We start from the raw sequence: 17,943 nt of genomic DNA, 5'->3' as shown, positions 1-17,943 counted from the left end.
GGAGCCCCGGGCCCGTGGACCGGGGAGCGGAAACGACCGGCGCCCCGGGCCTTGATCGGCCCGGGGCGCCAGGTAGGTCGCTTGCAGGTTGCTCAAGCAGCTCCACCGCGGCAGCCGGACGGGCCGGTGCCAAAGGTGAACCAGAAGCGGAACTGGTCGCGCGGGGTCTGCTCGAACATGCGGGCAGTATGCCCCGGCGGCCTGCCGGAGGCCAGTCGGGTGCCGCGTCCGGCCCCGTTAGACTCGGATGCACGACCCCGGGTGCGACCTGCGACGCGCGTGTGATCGCGTCCGGCGCACTTCCCGCTCCACCGCCGTAAGGCCGAAAGGCAGCCGCCACGTGGCTTCAGCGTCCCTCCCGCCGGAAGGCGAGTCCCCGGAAGGCGTCACCGCTCCCGACACCGCGGCGGGCGCAGGGACCGAGACCGTCCTCGTGGTCGACTTCGGGGCGCAGTACGCGCAGCTCATCGCGCGCCGCGTGCGCGAGGCCCGTATCTACAGCGAGGTCGTGCCCAGCACGATGCCGGTGGCGGAGATCCTCGCGAAGAAGCCGAAGGCGGTCATCCTCTCGGGCGGCCCCTCGTCCGTGTACGCCGAGGACGCTCCCTCCCTCGACGGTTCGCTCTTCGAGGCGGGCGTCCCCGTGCTCGGCCTGTGCTACGGCTTCCAGCTCATGGCGCAGAGCCTCGGCGGTTCGGTCGCGAACACCGGCAGCCGCGAGTACGGCCGTACGGACCTGAACGTCTCCAAGCCGGGGTCGACGCTCTTCGAGGGCACGCCGTCCCGCCAGCAGGTGTGGATGTCGCACGGCGACGCCTGCTCCGAGGCGCCGGCGGGTTTCACCGTCACCGCGTCGACGGACATGGTGCCCGTGGCGGCGTTCGAGAACGACGAGCGGCGGCTGTACGGCGTCCAGTACCACCCCGAGGTCATGCACACGACGCACGGGCAGCAGGTGCTGGAGCACTTCCTCTACCGGGGCGCCGGGCTGTCGCCGACCTGGACGACCGAGAGCATCGTCGACGAGCAGGTCGCGGCCATCCGACGGCAGGTCGGCAGCAAGCGCGCCATCTGCGGGCTCTCGGGCGGCGTGGACTCCGCGGTCGCCGCGGCCCTGGTCCACAAGGCAGTCGGCACTCAGCTGACCTGCGTGTACGTGGACCACGGGCTGATGCGCAAGGGAGAGACGGAGCAGGTCGAGAAGGACTTCGTCGCGGCGACCGGCGTGCAGCTGAAGGTCGTCGACGCCTCGGAGCGCTTCCTGTCCGCGCTCGCCGGCGCGACCGACCCGGAGCAGAAGCGGAAGATCATCGGCCGTGAGTTCATCCGCGTCTTCGAGCAGGCGCAGGCCGAGCTCGTGGCGGAGGCCGGAGCGGCCGGCGAGGACGTCGCCTTCCTGGTGCAGGGCACCCTCTACCCCGACGTCGTCGAGTCCGGCGGCGGTACGGGTGCGGCCAACATCAAGTCCCACCACAACGTCGGCGGGCTCCCCGAGGACCTGGAGTTCGAGCTGGTCGAGCCGCTGCGGCAGCTCTTCAAGGACGAGGTCCGGATGGTGGGCCAGGAGCTGGGCCTGCCGGAGGAGATCGTCCAGCGCCAGCCCTTCCCGGGCCCCGGGCTCGGCATCCGCATCATCGGCGAGGTCACGCGCGAGCGCCTCGACCTGCTGCGGGAGGCCGACGTCATCGCACGCGAGGAGCTGACGGCGGCCGGTCTGGACCGCGAGATCTGGCAGTGCCCGGTGGTGCTGCTCGGTGACGTGCGTTCCGTGGGCGTCCAGGGGGACGGGCGCACGTACGGGCACCCGGTGGTGCTGCGCCCGGTGTCCTCCGAGGACGCGATGACGGCCGACTGGTCGCGGCTGCCCTACGACGTGCTGGCCCGCATCTCGACCCGCATCACGAACGAGGTCTCGGGCGTCAACCGCGTCGCCCTCGACATCACGAGCAAGCCGCCGGGCACGATCGAGTGGGAGTGACGCGAGGGGGAGCGGCGCGGTGAGTCTCCGCGCCCGGTCCTCGCGTCAACGGCACCGCCGCTGCTCATACGTCTGAGTGACGGCAGGGCCGTCCCCGCCCGCTACTGTGGGCTCAGGTTCAAGAATCCCGTCCATGGGAGGAATCATGACCGCCGAGCCCGTGCCCGCCAGCTCGTCGTGGCCCGTGCCGCCGCGGCAGGGCTACACCGTGGACGACCTGTTCAACCTGCCCGGCCTCCCGCCGCACACCGAGCTGATCGACGGGAGCCTGGTTTTCGTGAGCCCGCAGCGGGATTTCCATTCGCTGACCATGTACTTGCTGGAGAAGGGGCTTCGCCGCACGGTTCCCGACGAGCTGCGCGTGAAGCGTGAGATGACGGTGGTGCTGAGCCCGCGGACAGCACCCGAGCCGGACATCTCGGTGGTGCGGGCCGAGGCCGTCACCAGCCGGCGCCAGACCAGGTACCAGGCGTCGGATCTCGTCCTCGCCGTCGAGGTCGTCTCGCCCGACTCCGAGGAGCGGGACCGCGACACGAAGCCGCACAAGTACGCGCGGGCGGGCATCCCGCACTTCTGGCGCGTGGAGATGTCGGGCGACGGCGAGCGGCCGGTGGTGTACGTCTACGAGCTCGATCAGACGACGATGGTCTACGCCGTCACGGGTATCCACCACGACCAGCTGAAGATCTCGGTGCCGTTCGACGTCGACATCGACCTCACCGAGATCGACCACATGTAGACCGCGGCCCGTCCAGGCCCCTGCCTCGGTTCCGGAGAGCCGGAGCGCTTCAGGCGCCGGTGACCCCGTCGATGCGCTCGCGCAGCAGATCCGCGTGGCCGTTGTGGCGGGCGTACTCCTCGATGAGGTGCATGAGGATCCAGCGCAGCGAGACGCTCTTCTCGCCCATGTACGCGGCGTCCTCGTCCGGGAGGGCCCCCGAGTCGTCGAGTGCGGCGTCCGCGGTCAACTGCCGCCCCCGCTCGACCTCCTGACGCCAGTCGGCCAGTGCCTCCCCGATGCCCCGGCCGGGGGAGAGGGCGAATCCGTCGTCGCCGCACGCGTCGTGGACCTTGGGGACGTCCTGCCCGGCGAACACCCGCTGGAACCAGCTGCGTTCGACCTCCGCCATGTGCTGGACGAGGCCGAGCAGCGTCATCGGTGACGGCTCGGCGGATGCCGTACGGAGCTGGGCGTCGTCCAGGCCCTCGCACTTGAGGGCGAGCGTGGCGCGGTGGAAGTCCAGCCAGCTTTCCAGCATGGCCCGTTCGCCGGCTTGCACGGGAGGGATCTCGCGCCCGTCCGGTGTCGTCGTCATGCCGTCAGCGTCGCACGCTCCTCGGCGGTGCCGGGGCCGCTTCCGCGCTTCGACCCCGATTCCCTTGCTCCGCCGTCGGGTTCGAGCCACCCGCCGGAGGACGGCCCGTGCCGTCCGGGGCCCGTGGGCCTCCCGGCTGTGCGCTCGCTACCTCCTCGACCGGCGCCTGGCCAGATCCTCCTCCTCCGGGACGGGCGCCGCGAAGTCGTCCGTCCCGTCGCCGCTCGCGCCGACGTCGTCCGGCGAGATCGCTCCGGGCGCGGGACCCTCCGGCACGGCCGCCTCGGGCGGGAGGGTCACCTCCGGAACGGGCTGCCGCGGGGTCTCCCGCGAGGCGCCCTTGCGGCCGCCGTCGCCGTCGTGTGCCGTCGCTCCGTCGTGCGGCGTCTCGAGGAACCGCAGCAGCTCGACGGGGAAGGGCAGTACGAGAGTGGAGTTCTTCTCCGTGGCGACGGACGCGACGGTCTGCAGCAGCCGCAGCTGCAGCGCCGACGGAGTCTCCGACATCTGCTCGGCGGCCTGCGCGAGCTTCTTCGACGCCTCCAGCTCGGCATCCGCGTTGATGACCCGCGCCCTGCGGTCGCGCTGCGCCTCGGCCTGGCGGGCCATCGAGCGCTTCATCGTCTCGGGGAGCGACACGTCCTTGATCTCGACACGGTCGACCGTGACGCCCCACTCCACCGCCGGGCTGTCGATCATCAGCTCAAGGCCCTGGTTGAGCTTCTCGCGGTTGGAGAGCAGGTCGTCGAGCTCGCTCTTGCCGATGATGGAGCGGAGCGACGTCTGCGCCATCTGCGAGACGGCGAACCGGTAGTCCTCGACGCGGATGATCGCGTCGGCGGGGTGCACGACCTTGAAGTAGACCACCGCGTCGACCCGCACGGTCACGTTGTCCCTGGTGATGCCCTCCTGCGCGGGCACGGGAAGCGTGACGACCTGGAGGTTGACCTTCTGCATCCGGTCCACGCCGGGAACGATCATCGTGAATCCGGGTTCCTTGATGCCGGGCCGCAACCGCCCCAGCCGGAAGATCAGGCCCCGCTCGTACTGGCGGACCACGCGGGCCGCGGACATGAGCAGCAACGCGCCCACCACAGCCACTGCCACGATCACGCCGACTATGACGTCCACCACGGTGCCCTCCTGAACTTCTCCGCCACAAAAGCGGCAATCAGGCATGAACCCCTCTTCCACGGTAGCTCCGCTGCGGACGCCCCGCCCGGCCCGTCCGCTCCGTCGAACCCCCTTGACGCGCCGTGACGGGGGCGCGAGGCCGTGCAACTACGGGAAAGAATTCAGCGGCGCCTCTACGGAATCTCCACAATTGGATGTCATACGTACCGGTGCCGCTGAATTTGCCGTCCTATTCGGCGCGCGGAAGAATCGGGATGGCGGCTCCATTCTTTCCGGGATCTTCCGGTAGTGGAATTTCCCGTACCCTCGGTACGCGGCTCCGTGGAGCCGGTCCCGCTCGCTTTGCGGTGCCTCGAAACGGAATCCCGACCGTCTGTGGAGAACGGCACGTGGCGGGCGGCTCGGCCGTCGCGGACGGAAGCCCCCCGTTCCCCTCATCGCCCCGTCGGCCTGCGATGTCGCGGCGTGCGGCACCGGAACGGCGGTTTGCGAGCGGGGCTGTGGCCCGCCTTCCCGCGGGCCCGGCCGTACGGGATCTGAGTACGCCCGTGCGAATCCGAATTCGATCCGGTCGTCCTTCCCGAATTCCATTGCGGACGGATGCCGAATCGGTGCTACGGTCGCAGTGTTCGCGACGCGGCGAAGAAAGCCCGCCGCGTCGACACGACAACGGGGAATCTCCCTCGCAAGAAGGGATTACGCGAATGACCCTTCGTATGCGCCGCCTCGCTCTGACCGCAGCGGCGGCTCTCGGCGCCGCCGTCTTCGCCGTGCCGGCCTCCGCGAGCGCCAGCACGACCTCCGACCCGGCCACCTGGCCGTGCGACCCGTCGGAGTTCTGCATCTACCACGACGTGCAGGGAGGCGGCAGCCATCTGTCCCTCGCCGACGGCGTCTACGACCTGGGCGGTGTGGCAGGCGGCCTCAACGACCACGTCTACTCGGTGAAGAACATCTCCGGCGACAACTGGTGCCTCTACAAGGACGCCGGATACGAGAACCGGCTCCTGCTCATCCCGGACGGTGCCGCGATGGACCTCGACGCCGGCCTGGCCGGCCAGGTGAGCTCCGTCGAGGACTGCTGATCCGGATCAGGACCGATCCGATGAGAATCGATCCGGATCAGTACCGATGATCCGGAGGTGGGCCGCCGTTCCGCTCGTCGGGGCGGCGGCCCTGCCGCTCGCCCGCCCGGCCCCCCCGTCAGGCCCGGGGCGTGCTCCCCGGGGCGTCGGCGCCCCGCGCCGCACGGCCGGCCGCCGCCCATACCCAGAGGGCGAAGCCCAGCGCGAAGCCCAGCATCGTCACGACGCCGCGCGGATGGAAGATGTGGCTGTCGAAGAACGACCAGCAGCACACCAGCAGCAGCGCCGTCCCGGGCAGTACGCGCGGCCCGTACCGCATGAACAGCGCTACGGACGCGGCTGCCACTCCCGCCGCCAGGCACCACACACCGGCCTGCCCGAGCGCGTCCCCGGTGTGGAAGAGCGGGTTGACGACCTCCCGCCGGTCGGCGCCTCCGTGCTGCTCGGCGACGCCCGCCGCGATGCCCGCCACGGCGTCGAGCCCGGTGTAGAAGACCGCGAACCCGAAGCCAGCGATCCACGCCGCGACCGTGGCCGCTCCGGTGGCGCCGCGCTGAGGCCGCCCCCACAGCGGTACGACCAGGCCCAGCGCCAGCAGCGGCCACACAGGAAGCAGCCAGATGTGCAGCTCGGCCCAGAGCGCGGCGTTGTGGGGCCGCAGCCCGCCCGGATGCCCGAGCCCGAAGGCCGCCAGCACCAGCGGTGCGGCGGCGACGAGGGCGATGTCAAGGGTGACGTGCTTCCACTGAGGTCCGGGCATGCCCGTGATGGTAGGGGTGGAGGGGTGCCCGCGGCGGGCCCTGCCGCGGACGTCACAGAAGCGAAAGATCTCCAGCGGGAGCCTGGGCGAACGTCATCGGGGCGGCGTCGCGGCCGAACTCACATCCCCCAGCCACACCCGCCGCCCCATCTCGTCCAGCTCGGACCTGAGGGATTCGCACTCCGGGACGGCACGGCGCAGGACCCGCCAGTAACCGGGACCGTGTCCGGCGACCTTGTGGGCGAGCTCGTGAGCGATCACGGGCAGGCGTGCAGCACCGAGGAGTGGGAGCCGCCTCTCCTCCCTGCTCTCCGCATCCAGGACAAGGCCGGGCGACGGCAGCGGTCGTCGTCACGCCGCCACTTGCGCCGCTGTCGTCGATGACGCTACGGAGGCCGAGGGGTGCCCACGATGGGGCCGAGGAGACGGAGAAGGTGGCGGTCCATGAACCGCACAGGGGGAGTTGGCGACACCCTGTGGGGTGCCCTGCGCGGCCGCGGTGCTCAGCGCCGGGGCGTCTGCTTCTGGTCGGAGAGGGCGAGGCTGACGCGGCGGGGTGCGGGGCCGAGGCTGTCGGTGAGGACGGACATCAGCGCTCGCAGTCCTTTGTCGAGAGCTTCGAGTTCGTCGTCCTTGAGTCTGCCGAAGAGGGCCCGCTCCTCGATGGCCTGTTCGGCGACGATCCGCTCGAAGAGCGCGCGGCCCTCGTCGGTGAGTCGCGCGGCGAGCACGCGGCGGTCCTTCGGGTCGGTGACCCGCTCCAGCATGCCCCTGCGCTGGAGGCGGTCGAGTCGGTTGGTGATGCTGGTGGCGGGGGTGAGCGTGCCCGCGGCGAGCTGTGAAGGGCGCAGCGTGTGGGGCGGGCCGACCCAGTAGAGCCGGGCGAGTATCTCGTAGTCGGGCAGCTGGAGTTCGTGTGGTTCTGAGAGCCGGGCGGCCAGCTGCTCCAGGTACTTGGCGCTGATCAGCAGCCGGTCCACGATGCGTTCCACCTGCGGGTCTATCTCGGGGACGGCCTGGGCCCAGTCGCGTACGAGTTCGTCGGTGCCGTCGGGTTCCACCGCCGTCACACTCACTTTCGCTTGATCGGTTGGATACTACCAACTCGGAGTACTTGCTCCGAGTTCGGATATTCCCCTACCGTAACTCTCCCCCCACAGAGCCGGTGCCGAAGTCGGGCACCGAAGAAGGATTGTCATGAACACAAAAACTGTTGCGAGATCCCTGACAGCCGCGACCATCACCGCACTCCTCGTCGGACTGACCGCCCCGGCCCAGGCAGCCGACGCCGAGTCGATCACCGCCACCGTCGGCGACACCGGTGGCGTCTCCCTCTTCGTCCGGTCCGACGCGACCAGCAGCAGCAAGGAAGTCGGACGGCTCAGCGAAGGCGACTCCGTCGAGGTCGAGTGCCAGCTCGAAGGCCAGGACGTCGAGGGCAACAAGGTCTGGAACTACCTGCCCGCGCACGGCGGTTACTCCACCGACCGCTACATGAACACCGGCTACGACGGCCGCCACCCCGACCTGCCGCTGTGCAAGGACGACACTCCGCCGCCCAGCGACAGCATGCGCGAGACCATCGTCGACCTCGCCGAGGGCGAGATCGGCCTGACCGACAAGAGCAAGTACGGAGCACCCGCCGACCACGACTGGTGCCAGTACTTCGTCAACTGGGTGTGGCGCAACGCGGGCGTCGAGGACATGAACGACACCCACTTCACCGGCGACTTCTACTACTGGGGCAAGGAGCGCGGCCTCACCACCGACGGCCACGAGGGCATCGAGGTCGGGGACGGCGTGCTCTTCGGCACGGGCCCTGAGAACTCCGACACGGGACGCCACGTGGGCATCGTCGTGGCCGTACACGAGGACGGCAGCATCACTTCCGTCGACGGCAACTACAGCGACGCCGTGACCCGCGTCGGCCCGTACTTCCCGGAGACCGCCGAGACGCACGAGCCGGAGAGCGTCTACGCACACGTCTCCCCGCCGTCCAACTGACCGCCTCAGCCGACTTCTCGACCGCCGGCCGGTCCGCCGGCCGGCATGAGGGAGACCCCATATGAAGGTGCCATCGCACAGACGGAGCACGCTGCGGGCGGCGGTCGGTTCCGCCTTCCTCGCGCTCCTCACGGCCGTCACGCTCACACTCACGCCGGGCGTCGCGTCGGCGGACACGGCGCAGCAGCAGACCGGAAATGCCGACGCCGAGGCCGGGATCGTCGTCAACGGCCACCAGCTGACCGCGCCGGAAGAGGCCAACGTCCGCTGGATCGCGGAGAACACGGTGCCCAGGCTCGACGGCGACCGCGCCAGCCGCGTCACCGCCGCCGCGCGCGTGACCTGGTGGTCGCTGAAGGAGGGCATCCTCGGGCTGGAGAACCCGCACACCTACTCCAACTGCGACAACGTCCGCCTCGGCCCGCTGGACTCCTGCGAGCCGTCCTGCTGCTGGCAGGTCGGCAACTCGGCGGTGCAGGTGACGACGTTCGACCAGGCGCGGATAGAAGAGGTCGCTCAGCAGCTCTACCCCGGTGAGTCCGTCGACCAGATCCTCGCGCACACGGCGGACTACGCGGGCTTCCCCGAGGGAAGCGCGGAGAACGAGCAGGTCGTCAACTCGACCGGCCTGTTCCGCACTTCGTGGCTGCTGCGCAACCACGGGGTGGGCTTCGCCCTCAACGCGCCGCAGGTGAAGGCCGAGTGCATCGACGACAGCCTCCACTGGTGCTACGGCACCGGCTGGGACACCACCGCGAAGTACGCACCCGACAAGGCGTCGGCCATGGGCGCCATCGACGACCTGTACGCGGCGCTCGACCAGCTGGCGCCGTAGCAGCCGGCTCAGGACAACCCGCTCTCGGGCGGCGGCCCGCCGGTCACACCAGCCGGCGGGCCGCCGCCCAGCGCGTGAGCTCGTGGCGGTTGGAGAGCTGCAGCTTGCGCAGCACCGCGGAGACGTGGGACTCGACGGTCTTCACCGAGATGTAGAGCTGTTTGGCGACTTCCTTGTAGGCGTATCCGCGCGCGATCAGGCGCAGCACCTCGCGCTCGCGCTGGGTGAGGCGGTCCAGGTCCTCGTCGACGGGCGGTGCGTCGGTGGACGCGAAGGCGTCCAGGACGAACCCGGCCAGGCGCGGCGAGAAGACCGCGTCGCCCTCGGAGACGCGGAAGACGGCGTCGACCAGGTCGGTGCCGGTGATCGTCTTCGTCACGTAGCCGCGGGCGCCTCCACGGATGACGCCGATCACGTCCTCGGCGGCGTCGGAGACGGACAGGGCGAGGAAGCGCACCGCGGACTCGCCGCCCGTCATCAGCGACGAGCAGCGCCGCAGCACCTCCACGCCGCCCCCGCCCGGCAGGTGGACGTCCAGCAGGACGACGTCGGGACGCGTGGCGGTGATGACGGTGACGGCCTGCTCGACGTCGCCGGCCTCGCCGACGACGTGGACACCGGTGGTCTCCGTACGGCCGATCTCGGCCTGCACTCCCGCGCGGAACATGCGGTGGTCGTCGACGAGGACGACTCTGACCTCGCGGCCCGGACCCTCCTCCGGCGTCCCCTGGGAGCCCTGGCCGTCCTGCGTTCCTGCGCTCTCGTCGGTCACGATTCCGCCGCCCTCTCCATCTCGAGCTCCACCTCTGTCCCCTCGCCCGGCGACGAGCGGACCCGGGCCGTACCGCCGTGCCGCTGCATGCGCCCGATGACGGACTCGCGTACGCCCATGCGGTCCGCGGGCACCGCATCGAGGTCGAAGCCGGGGCCCCGGTCACGCACGGACACGAAGACAGTACGGCCCTCCACCTCCGCGAAGACCTGAACGGCCCCTCCCTCTCCCCCCTGGCCTGCGGCATGGGCGGGGCCCCCACCGTACTTGGCGGCGTTGACCATCGCCTCGCGTGCGGCCTGCAGTTGGGCCTCCAGCTTCTCGTCGAGGGGGCAGTCGCCGACGCAGACGACCTCGATGGGGACGCCGTGGTGGTCCTCGACCTCGGCGGCGGCCGCCTTGACGGCCTCGGCCAGGGTCTTCGGCCTGTCGTCCTCGTCCTTGCCGTCGCCCTGCGGCCGGTAGAGCCAGTTGCGCAGTTCGCGCTCCTGGGCGCGGGCGAGGCGGGCGACTTCGCGGGCGTCGTCGGCGTTGCGCTGGATGAGGGTGAGGGTGTGCAGCACCGAGTCGTGGACATGTGCGGCCACTTCGGCCCGCTCCTGCGCGCGGATGCGCATGAGGCGCTCCTCGGAGAGGTCCTGCATCATCCGTACGAGATACGGCCCCGCGAGCAGCGCCACTCCCACGAGGACGGCCAGGGCGGCCTGCAGCACGGGGCCGAGGTAGCGGGCCGAACCCTGGACGAGCACGATGCCGCTCACACCGGCGGCCACGAGCACGACCCCGGCCGCGCTGCGCGCCAGTGGGAGGAGACCCCGGCGGCGGCTGACCGCCGCCCAGTGCGCTCGGCGCGCGTCGTCCGCCTGGCGCCAGACCAGGACGACACCGAGACCGATCAGCAGGATCGGCCACACGTAGGTGTTGATCCGGCCGAACTGCAGGTTGTCCGCCAGCACGGCCAGGCACACCAACAGCACCACTACGGCGAGGAGTTGACCCTTGTCGGGCTTGCGGACGCGCAGCCGGGCCCGGCCCCGTGCCCGCCCTGCCCGGGACGCGGCGTCCGCGGCGGCGCGGCGCTCGGCGTCGACGCCGCCCGTGCCGAGCGGCACGATGAACCAGAAGCCCGCGTAGAGCAGCAGGCCGAGGCCGTGCGTCACGGACAGCGCGAGGAAGACGACGCGCACCCACGAGACCGGAAGCCCCAGGTGCCCCGCGAGTCCGCGTGCGACGCCGCCGAGCATGCGGCCCTCGGAGCTGCGGTACAGCTTGCGGAGCGGGGGCGGGGAGGCATGGTCCTCGGCGGGCGGGGGTCTGCCGCCGGGCGCGTGGGTTGCGCTCGCAGTCGACGAGGCGGGGGTCATGCCCCGATCGTCACACGGGGTAGGGGCGGGGGTCATCAGGGTTGTTCCCTGATCCGGCCCTGTGGCTTCGCCTCCCGCTTCGGGCCGCCGTCCCGTCCGGTACGTGAGCGCCGGAAATCAGGGACCGGTGGGGGACGGGCCCCGATGTGCCGGGCCGGAGGGCGGGCCACCATGGGCGCATGACCGAGGACGAGCACACGTCGTCGCAGCCCCAGCAGCCCCAGCAGCGGCCCCGGGAGCAACCGCAGCCCCATCGGCAGCCCTGGCAGCAGCAGCCGCCGGGCGCGGAAGCGGGCTCCGGGACGCGGCAGCCCGAGCCTCCGGGGCAGCCCGAGCGCAGGCTCACCCGGAGCAGGCGTCCCAAGGTGGCCGGGGGCGTGTGCGCGGGGCTGGGCCGCTACTTCGACCTGGACCCCGTCGTCTTCCGCGTTCCGCTGGCCGTCCTCTCCGTCGTCGGCGGTCTGGGCCTGATCTTCTACGGCTTCGCGTGGCTGCTCATCCCCGCCGAGGGGGAGCAGCAGAACGAGGCCCGCTGGCTGCTGTCGGGACGCGTGGAGGGGACGACGCTCTCCGCCATCCTCGTCGCGCTCGTCGGGTGCGGGCTCTTCCTCGCCTCGCTCGGCAGCAGCAGCACCCCCTTCTCGCTCCTCATCGTCGGTGCGGTCTTCGGCGCCGCGCACTGGTCGAAGCACCGCCGCGAGGCGGAGGCCGCCGAGGCCGTCGGCGCGCCGGTCGACCCGGCGACGGCGCACGCCGTCGCCGACGCTCCCCCCGAGGCGCAGGCGCCGCCCGTGCCGGGCACGCCGTCGTGGTGGCGGGAGCCGCTGACGAAGGACGGCACAGGGGGCTCCGGCTATCTGTGGGGCCCGGCCGACGAGGGAGCGCCCGGCCCTCCCCGGGGTCTGAAGGGGGCGGCCGTGCGGTGGCGGGGCGAGCGCCGGGGGCGTCCGCTCGGCGGCCTGATCGCGATGCTGGCGTCCGCCGCCGGAGCGGCCGGCACCTTCGCGGGCTGGGACTCGCGTCCGCTGGGCACCAGCCTGACCGTCGGACTGGCCTGCGCTCTCGCGGTCTACGGGCTGGGGTTGGTGGTGAGCGCCTTCGCGGGACGGGTCGGCTTCGGCACCGTCTTCATGGTGGTCGTCACGGCCGTGCTGCTGACGGGGGCTTCGCTGATTCCGAAGAGCATCGGCACGGACTGGCGCAGTGTCGTGTGGACCCCCGCGTCCGCCGCAGACGTCAGGAGCACGTACCGCCTGGACGCGGGCATGGGCGAACTCGACCTGCGGGGCGTGCGGTTCGGCGAGGGGCGGAAGGCCGTGGAGACGAGCGCGCGGCTAGGCGTCGGAACGCTGAAGGTGGTCGTCCCGGAGGACGTGACCGTCGCGCTGGATGCCCGGATCGGTGTCGGGGAGGTCCGCGAGTACAGCGAGAGCGACCCCGGCGGGGGCAGCGTGGTCCGCGGGCTCAGCGGCTTCGACAGGCAGCAGCGGGTGGAGCTCACGCCGGAGGGCGGCGGCAGACCCGCGGGCACGTTGAAGCTGTCGGTGGAGACGGAGGCGGGTCAGCTGGAGATCGTGCGTGCGCTGCCCTCGGGAGGACGCGACGACGACGGGGAGGCATTCACGGAGCGGAACGGGAGAGCCCCGCAGCCGGCTGTCGAGGGGGTCCGGTGAACGGGCACCGCTTCGAACCCGCCCGGCTGCTGCTGGGACTTCTGCTGATCGCGGGTGCCGCGATGTTCGCACTGGACGCGTTCGGCGAGTGGGAGGCGCCCCTGTGGGCCCGGCTGGCGGCGATGCCCGTCGCGTTGACGCTCGCCGCGTTCACCGCGTGGACGACGTTCGCCGTCCGCCGTCACGTGCGCAGGAAGCGCGCCCGGTCGCCGCTGGCGCCGGGAGAGGAGCCTGCGGACGGCCGGGCGCCGGGCGCGATGCCTGCCGATGGCCTGCGGCCCGGGTACGCGCGGTCCGCGGACGGTGAGGGGAGCGGGGGCGGCGGCACGGGCGGGCCCGACCGCGGCTGATCCGGCGCGGCTGATCCGGCAGGGGGCACCGGCCCCGCCCCGCCCGCCGCGCTATCCGAAGATGTGCCTGCCCCTGCGCCGCCGCTTGCGGGAGATCGCCATGTCGAGCGAGAACTGCGGAGCCCCGGCGAAGATGAGCGGGGTCCAGGCCATCATGTACGGCAGGTCGTTGCCGAAGTAGTACGGGTCGCTCCCCCAGCTGACCGTCAGCCACAGGCTCAGGGAGATCAGCATCCCGCCGAACGCGGCGAGGCGCGTCCACAGACCGACCAGCGTGCCGAGCCCCACGGCGAGTTCACCGGCGGCCATGGCTATGCCGAAGGCGCGGGGGTCGTTCTGGGCGAGGTCGATCAGCGCGGGGATGGCCGCGGTCGAGCGTGCGGACTCCAGGGTCTCCGCCATCGAACCGGAGCCGCTGGACGCGAGGAAGGCCGGGTCGAGGAACTTGTCCAGCCCGGCGTAGATGAAGGTGCCGGCGAGGAAGAGGCGGAGGGGGAGCAGCGCGTACTTCGACGCTCTGGCCCTCAGGCTTCCGGGCGGTCCGCTGACCGCAACGTCGTGGCTGCCGGGTGTGCTGTCCGTCAGAGCCATCTCGCGTCCCCGCCTCCGTCAGGTGCTGCCGCTCTCGCAGCTTCTCCACTGCCTCTGCCGCAAGCCTGTTCGGCCGGGCAGGAGTGGACACGGTACGCGGCCGAGGTCGCTCGCACACCCGTTATGCACGGTCAGGAGCACAACCGGGGTGCCGGACTCCGTTCCGGGCCCGGTGATTCGCGACAGAGCGGACCAACCGGCCCGCGGCTCCGGTCCCCTTCGCGGTGCCGAATTGCTCCGGTCCCCTCCGCGGGGCCGAATTGCTCCGGTCCCCTTCGCGGGAGCGCGTCAGTCGGCGACGTCGATGGGATAGCGGTTGGTCTCGACTCCGGCGGCGGTGACGACCTGGACCTCGACCTTGCCGGGCTCGACCTCCACGGGGACCGGGACGGTCAGCGTCGAGTCGGTGGGGTTGGCGAACCCGCCGCCCACCGGGATGAGCGGCACCGGTACGTGCACGGCGCCCACGCGGACCACCATCCGGGCCAGCCGGTCGGGCTCGTCCGAGCCGGGGGGCACGAAGCCGGCTCCGCGGATCTCGATGTCGTCGCCGGTGCGGATGGGTGCGTGCAGGTCGCCGATCTCACGGGCCCGCACCACCGACAGCACCACGGGGCGGCCGCCTTCGGCGTACTTGCCCGCGAGGTAGGTGGCGGCGGAGACCACGACCAGAACGGCCAGGCTCCAGGGCAGGTCCGGCAGCTGGTCGGGCTGGCGCGCCAGCCGCACAGCCGCGAAGATCACCGCGACGCCGCTGATGAGCACGAACTGCACGTCGCAGAACGAGCCGCGGCCCGCGTCGTCGGTCAGCAGGTCCGAGGCGCGGGGGCGGTCGGCGCGCACCTTCTGCAGCCGCTGGTGCTGGACGCGCACGGCGACGGTCCGGCGGACGAACACAGCTATGGCACAGCTCAGCGCCAGCACGGTCAGCAGCCCGGCACCCTGGGAGAGTTCGAGCCCTTCCAGCAGCTCGCGGCGCTCGGCCTGCCCGGAGCGCCCCGCGAGTTCGAGCGCGAGCACGAGGACGTCGTACACGGCGAAGACGATCCAGGCGGCCGCGACCGTCCGCGAGGTGGAGAGACGGTTGTCCTCGCCGATGAGCGGCGCGAGCGCCCCGCCGCGTGCCCGGTGCAGGTAGGCGGCGCCGGAGAGCAGCCCGGCGCAGACGAACGCGGCGACGAGCGACGCCGTACGCGCCGCGGACCAGCCCACGGCGATCGCGGTGAGCAACTGCCCGAGCAGCAGGGCCAGTACGGCCCCCCACACGGCGACGACGGTGTGGCGCCACAGCGCGGCCAGCCGTACGGCGCCCTCCTCGCGACTGCGTTCGGCGACCGTACGGGCGGCGCGCGTCAACTCGTCGGAGACCCACTGGCGTGAAGCGCCGGGGGAGTGGGCGAGCGCGGCGGGAAGCCCTTCGCCGGCGGCGAGTTCGTCGCGCCGCTGCCGGAAGTCGGACAGCGCGTGCCGGTGGCCCTCCCGCGCGCCGTGCGGGCAGTCGCCGCAGGTGCAGCGGGTGGAGTGCTTGCCGGAGGGAGCTTCGGCGGGCGTGGACTTGCGCATGGAGACGGTCTCACCGCTCGTGCTGCCGCTGCCTGTCGTGCCGTCCCGTGCCGTGTCCACGGCCACTGCGCACCCCGCCTCTCAAACACCGTTCGTGAAAGGCGCATTGTGCCCTACGGCAGGGCCTGTCCACGCGGCAGGGGCGGCTTCGTAGCCCGTCCGTGTGAGGTCGCCGCAGGTGTGGACGCCGGGCCTTCCGGGGCCCTCACGGCATCTCCCCCGGCCCGGCACAGGATGCCCACCGGCGGGTTCGGGGATCTCCCGAATCACGGTACGCGGAAGGGGGGTTGCCGCAGGAGAGCCGCGGGAGAGCCGCGGGAGAGCCGCGGGAGAGCTACGGGAGAGCGGCGGGGGAAGGGCCTGGCTCCGGCGGCGGCCCGGGCGGCTCGCCGTGGAGGGCACGTGCGGGGAGAACGTAAATGATCATGGGGTCCGCCGTCGAATCCGGCCAACTCGGCCCGGACTCCGTACACGATCCGCCGGCCTCGTCCCGCGCCCGGACGGAGACGGGGAACCGGCTCTCCCCATGTCCAACTCCTTGGCAGGGCCGGACTGTTGACCCTTCGGGTCACAGGACGACGGGGAGTCGGGGCCACGCGCCTGCCGGGCGGGGGCACTTGGCTACGCTCCCGGCATGGGCATACTCATCAACGTCTTCGTCGGGCTGCACATCATCGGCATCGCCGCGCTGCTGGGGGGCTTCTTCTTCCAGATGAAGGCGATGCGCACGGGCGGGGCGCGCTTCGTCCCCGGGATGCTGCACGGAGCGTTCACCATGCTGGTGACCGGCATGGCGCTGGTCGGGCTCAACCAGGCAGCGGACGAGCCGGTCGACAACTTCAAGATCGGTGTGAAGCTCGCGCTTCTCGTCGTGATCCTCGGGCTGGTCTACGTCAAGCGGGACGAGGAGAGGGTCGCCACTCCGCTGTTCGGCACGGTGGGCGCACTGACGACGGCGAACATCTTCATCGCGGTGCTGTGGACCTGAGGCGCTGGGCCTGAGGCGCTGGGCCTGAAGCGTCCTGCGCCGGAGGCGCCGAGGGCCGGGAGCGCGGGGCCCGGGGTTCCGGCCGGCTGAACGTACAGCGGTGCGCGGCGGCGCTGAACGCGTCCGCCGCGCACCACTTCAGTCTGCCGCCGGCCGGTCCTGCCCGGCTCTGTGCCCGGGCTGTGTTTTCCGGGTCAGCCGGGTCAGCCGGGTCAGCCGGGACGGTTGGCCGAGTGGAACGGCATCGTGTCGATCGACTCGTACCGCACCTCGGCGCCCGGCTTCGGGGCGTGGATCATCTGACCGTTGCCCACGTAGATGCCCACGTGGCTGATGTCGTCGTAGAAGAAGATCAAGTCCCCGGGCCGCATCTGGGACTTGGAGACCTTGGTGCCCACCTCGACCTGGTCCCAGGTCGTACGGGGCAGCGATACGCCCGCGGCCTTCCAGGCCCCCACGGTCAGTCCCGAGCAGTCGAACGAACTCGGCCCGGTCGCGCCCCAGACGTACGGCTTGCCCAGCTGCTGCTTCGCGAAGCCGATGACCTTCTCCGCCTGGGAGGCGTTCGACCCCGGGCTGCCGCCGGAGCCCTTCTCGCGCTCCGCCTCCGCGCGTTCGGCGGCCTTGCGGGCGGCCTCCTGCTTCTTCTTCTCCGCCGCGGCCATCCGGGCCTTCTGCTCGGCGGTCAGCTCCGACAGCAGCTCGCGGGCCTCGGCGAGCTTCGCCTGGACCTCCTGCTTGTTCTTCTTCAGCTCCTTCTGCGCGGAAGTGAGCGAGGAGAGTTCCTTCGTGGCGGCCTTGCGTTCGCGGTCCGCCGCCTTCCGCTGCTTCTCGAAGTCGGAGACCGCTTCCTTCTGGCGGCCCGACATCCGGTCCAGGACGTGGGACTGCTGGAAGAACTGCTGAGGGTCCTCGGTGAGGAGCAGCGTCGCCGTCTCGGACATGCCGCCGGAACGATACTGCGCGGTGGCGTAGTTGCCGAGCGTGCGCCGCGCCTCGTTCAGCTCCGCGGTCCGCTCGGCTGCCTCGTCGAGGGACTTGTCCGCCTTGGCCCGCTGGGCGTCCGTCCTCTCCTTGGCCGCGTTGTACTTCTGCGTCGAACTCTCCGCCTGCTGGTAGAGCTTGTCGACCTTCTCCTTGACTTCCGAGAGCGACGGCTTGCCGTCGTCCGGGGCCGCCTGCGCGCTCTGCGTGAGGAGCGAGACGGCGGCGAGCGCGGCGGTGGTGACGCCGAGCGCTCCGCGCTTCGTCGCGGCGGAGTGACGTATCCGTGTGCGCGGCTTGCGATGGGACGCCAAGGCCGGCAACTCCTTCCGTGTGCCGCCTACCGGGTTAGCTGACGGGTTCGGGCGTTCGGAAGGCTGCCCTACGGGCCGTGCGCCCGCTTTCCGGCGGCGCGTACGTCCCGATTCACCCCTGGTGCGTACGCGGGCCTGCGCCTACGCGGTGGGTCCCCGGCTCCGGCGTGAAGCCGGCCGGACTCGGCGGGGACGGCCCGTGCCGGCGCTTTCGCCGGCGAGCGGTGCGAGC

At 71.5% G+C, this 17,943-nt stretch carries 18 protein-coding genes and 1 riboswitch; of the genes, 8 read left to right on the top strand and 10 right to left on the bottom strand.

Annotated features, from left to right (window positions below; genetic code table 11):
- Nucleotides 1-433: 433 nt before the first annotated feature.
- Together guaA and H181DRAFT_RS05435 are read left to right on the top strand one after the other, a co-directional pair.
- The gene (gene guaA / locus H181DRAFT_RS05440) at nt 434-1,978 is read left to right on the top strand and encodes a glutamine-hydrolyzing GMP synthase (RefSeq protein ID WP_045863128.1); all 1,545 of its coding nucleotides are present in this window, start codon (nt 434-436) and stop codon (nt 1,976-1,978) included.
- 145 nt (nt 1,979-2,123) lie between these two features.
- Complete coding sequence (locus H181DRAFT_RS05435; protein ID WP_045862996.1) at nt 2,124-2,717, top strand: Uma2 family endonuclease; 594 nt, start codon at nt 2,124-2,126, stop codon at nt 2,715-2,717.
- Nucleotides 2,718-2,766: 49 nt separating this feature from the next.
- Here H181DRAFT_RS05435 and H181DRAFT_RS05430 read toward each other — a convergent pair whose 3' ends face one another.
- Both H181DRAFT_RS05430 and H181DRAFT_RS05425 read right to left on the bottom strand, forming a co-directional pair.
- Nucleotides 2,767-3,294 carry a DinB family protein gene (locus H181DRAFT_RS05430; RefSeq protein WP_045862995.1) on the bottom strand — a complete coding sequence of 176 codons (528 nt, stop codon included), beginning with the start codon at nt 3,292-3,294 and terminating at the stop codon, nt 2,767-2,769.
- 147 nt (nt 3,295-3,441) lie between these two features.
- Nucleotides 3,442-4,428 (bottom strand): slipin family protein, encoded by a 987-nt coding sequence (locus tag H181DRAFT_RS05425; protein ID WP_045862994.1) that lies wholly within the window; start codon nt 4,426-4,428, stop codon nt 3,442-3,444.
- 704 nt (nt 4,429-5,132) lie between these two features.
- Here H181DRAFT_RS05425 and H181DRAFT_RS29310 point away from each other — a divergent pair.
- Nucleotides 5,133-5,513 carry a peptidase inhibitor family I36 protein gene (locus tag H181DRAFT_RS29310; protein WP_158715412.1) on the top strand — a complete coding sequence of 127 codons (381 nt, stop codon included), beginning with the start codon at nt 5,133-5,135 and terminating at the stop codon, nt 5,511-5,513.
- 118 nt (nt 5,514-5,631) lie between these two features.
- Here the strand turns inward: H181DRAFT_RS29310 and H181DRAFT_RS05415 are convergent, their stop codons facing one another.
- From H181DRAFT_RS05415 to H181DRAFT_RS05405, 3 genes are all read right to left on the bottom strand, one after another.
- Complete coding sequence (locus H181DRAFT_RS05415; protein WP_045862992.1) at nt 5,632-6,273, bottom strand: hypothetical protein; 642 nt, start codon at nt 6,271-6,273, stop codon at nt 5,632-5,634.
- A gap of 93 nt (nt 6,274-6,366) precedes the next feature.
- A complete protein-coding gene (locus tag H181DRAFT_RS28685; RefSeq protein ID WP_254666703.1) occupies nt 6,367-6,534 on the bottom strand; it encodes a M48 family metalloprotease in 168 nt (55 codons plus the stop codon).
- 242 nt (nt 6,535-6,776) lie between these two features.
- Entirely contained in the window at nt 6,777-7,349 is a 573-nt protein-coding gene (locus H181DRAFT_RS05405; protein WP_078895494.1) for a MarR family winged helix-turn-helix transcriptional regulator, read from the bottom strand.
- A gap of 121 nt (nt 7,350-7,470) precedes the next feature.
- Here H181DRAFT_RS05405 and H181DRAFT_RS05400 point away from each other — a divergent pair, with 121 nt between their 5' ends.
- Both H181DRAFT_RS05400 and H181DRAFT_RS05395 read left to right on the top strand, forming a co-directional pair.
- Entirely contained in the window at nt 7,471-8,277 is an 807-nt protein-coding gene (locus H181DRAFT_RS05400) for a CHAP domain-containing protein (RefSeq protein WP_052708457.1), read from the top strand.
- A 61-nt stretch (nt 8,278-8,338) separates the two neighbouring features.
- Entirely contained in the window at nt 8,339-9,112 is a 774-nt protein-coding gene (locus H181DRAFT_RS05395) for a hypothetical protein (protein ID WP_045862990.1), read from the top strand.
- A gap of 43 nt (nt 9,113-9,155) precedes the next feature.
- Here the strand turns inward: H181DRAFT_RS05395 and H181DRAFT_RS05390 are convergent, their stop codons facing one another.
- Nucleotides 9,156-9,884 carry a LuxR C-terminal-related transcriptional regulator gene (locus H181DRAFT_RS05390; RefSeq protein ID WP_045862989.1) on the bottom strand — a complete coding sequence of 243 codons (729 nt, stop codon included), beginning with the start codon at nt 9,882-9,884 and terminating at the stop codon, nt 9,156-9,158.
- Entirely contained in the window at nt 9,881-11,248 is a 1,368-nt protein-coding gene (locus H181DRAFT_RS05385; protein WP_045862988.1) for an ATP-binding protein, read from the bottom strand. The genes H181DRAFT_RS05390 and H181DRAFT_RS05385 overlap by 4 nt, the downstream gene beginning before the upstream one ends.
- Nucleotides 11,249-11,427: 179 nt before the next feature.
- Between H181DRAFT_RS05385 and H181DRAFT_RS05380 the strand changes: the two genes are divergently transcribed.
- Both H181DRAFT_RS05380 and H181DRAFT_RS29305 read left to right on the top strand, forming a co-directional pair.
- Nucleotides 11,428-12,921, top strand: coding sequence for a PspC domain-containing protein (locus tag H181DRAFT_RS05380; RefSeq protein WP_074467719.1), 1,494 nt, complete (start codon nt 11,428-11,430; stop codon nt 12,919-12,921).
- Nucleotides 12,918-13,271 (top strand): hypothetical protein, encoded by a 354-nt coding sequence (locus H181DRAFT_RS29305; protein ID WP_074467718.1) that lies wholly within the window; start codon nt 12,918-12,920, stop codon nt 13,269-13,271. Before H181DRAFT_RS05380 ends, H181DRAFT_RS29305 begins: the two co-directional genes overlap by 4 nt.
- Before the next feature lie 51 nt (nt 13,272-13,322).
- On the opposite strand, the gene H181DRAFT_RS05370 is transcribed toward H181DRAFT_RS29305, so the two are convergent.
- The gene (locus tag H181DRAFT_RS05370) at nt 13,323-13,862 is read right to left on the bottom strand and encodes a DoxX family protein (protein WP_045862987.1); all 540 of its coding nucleotides are present in this window, start codon (nt 13,860-13,862) and stop codon (nt 13,323-13,325) included.
- Between the two features lie 288 nt (nt 13,863-14,150).
- A complete protein-coding gene (locus tag H181DRAFT_RS05365; RefSeq protein WP_045863123.1) occupies nt 14,151-15,425 on the bottom strand; it encodes a hypothetical protein in 1,275 nt (424 codons plus the stop codon).
- A 634-nt stretch (nt 15,426-16,059) separates the two neighbouring features.
- On the opposite strand from H181DRAFT_RS05365, the gene H181DRAFT_RS05360 reads away from it, so the two are divergent.
- Nucleotides 16,060-16,413: a hypothetical protein gene (locus H181DRAFT_RS05360; protein ID WP_045862986.1), complete on the top strand. Its 354-nt coding sequence runs from the start codon at nt 16,060-16,062 to the stop codon at nt 16,411-16,413.
- 212 nt (nt 16,414-16,625) lie between these two features.
- Here H181DRAFT_RS05360 and H181DRAFT_RS05355 read toward each other — a convergent pair whose 3' ends face one another.
- Nucleotides 16,626-17,711: a C40 family peptidase gene (locus H181DRAFT_RS05355; RefSeq protein WP_045862985.1), complete on the bottom strand. Its 1,086-nt coding sequence runs from the start codon at nt 17,709-17,711 to the stop codon at nt 16,626-16,628.
- A gap of 7 nt (nt 17,712-17,718) precedes the next feature.
- Nucleotides 17,719-17,910: riboswitch (cyclic di-AMP (ydaO/yuaA leader) on the bottom strand.
- Nucleotides 17,911-17,943 lie beyond the last annotated feature (33 nt).

The sequence above is a fragment of the Streptomyces sp. WMMB 714 genome, assembly GCF_900090125.1.
In the GTDB taxonomy this organism is placed as follows: domain Bacteria; phylum Actinomycetota; class Actinomycetes; order Streptomycetales; family Streptomycetaceae; genus Streptomyces; species Streptomyces daqingensis.
This window is presented reverse-complemented; position numbering and strand designations above follow the sequence as displayed.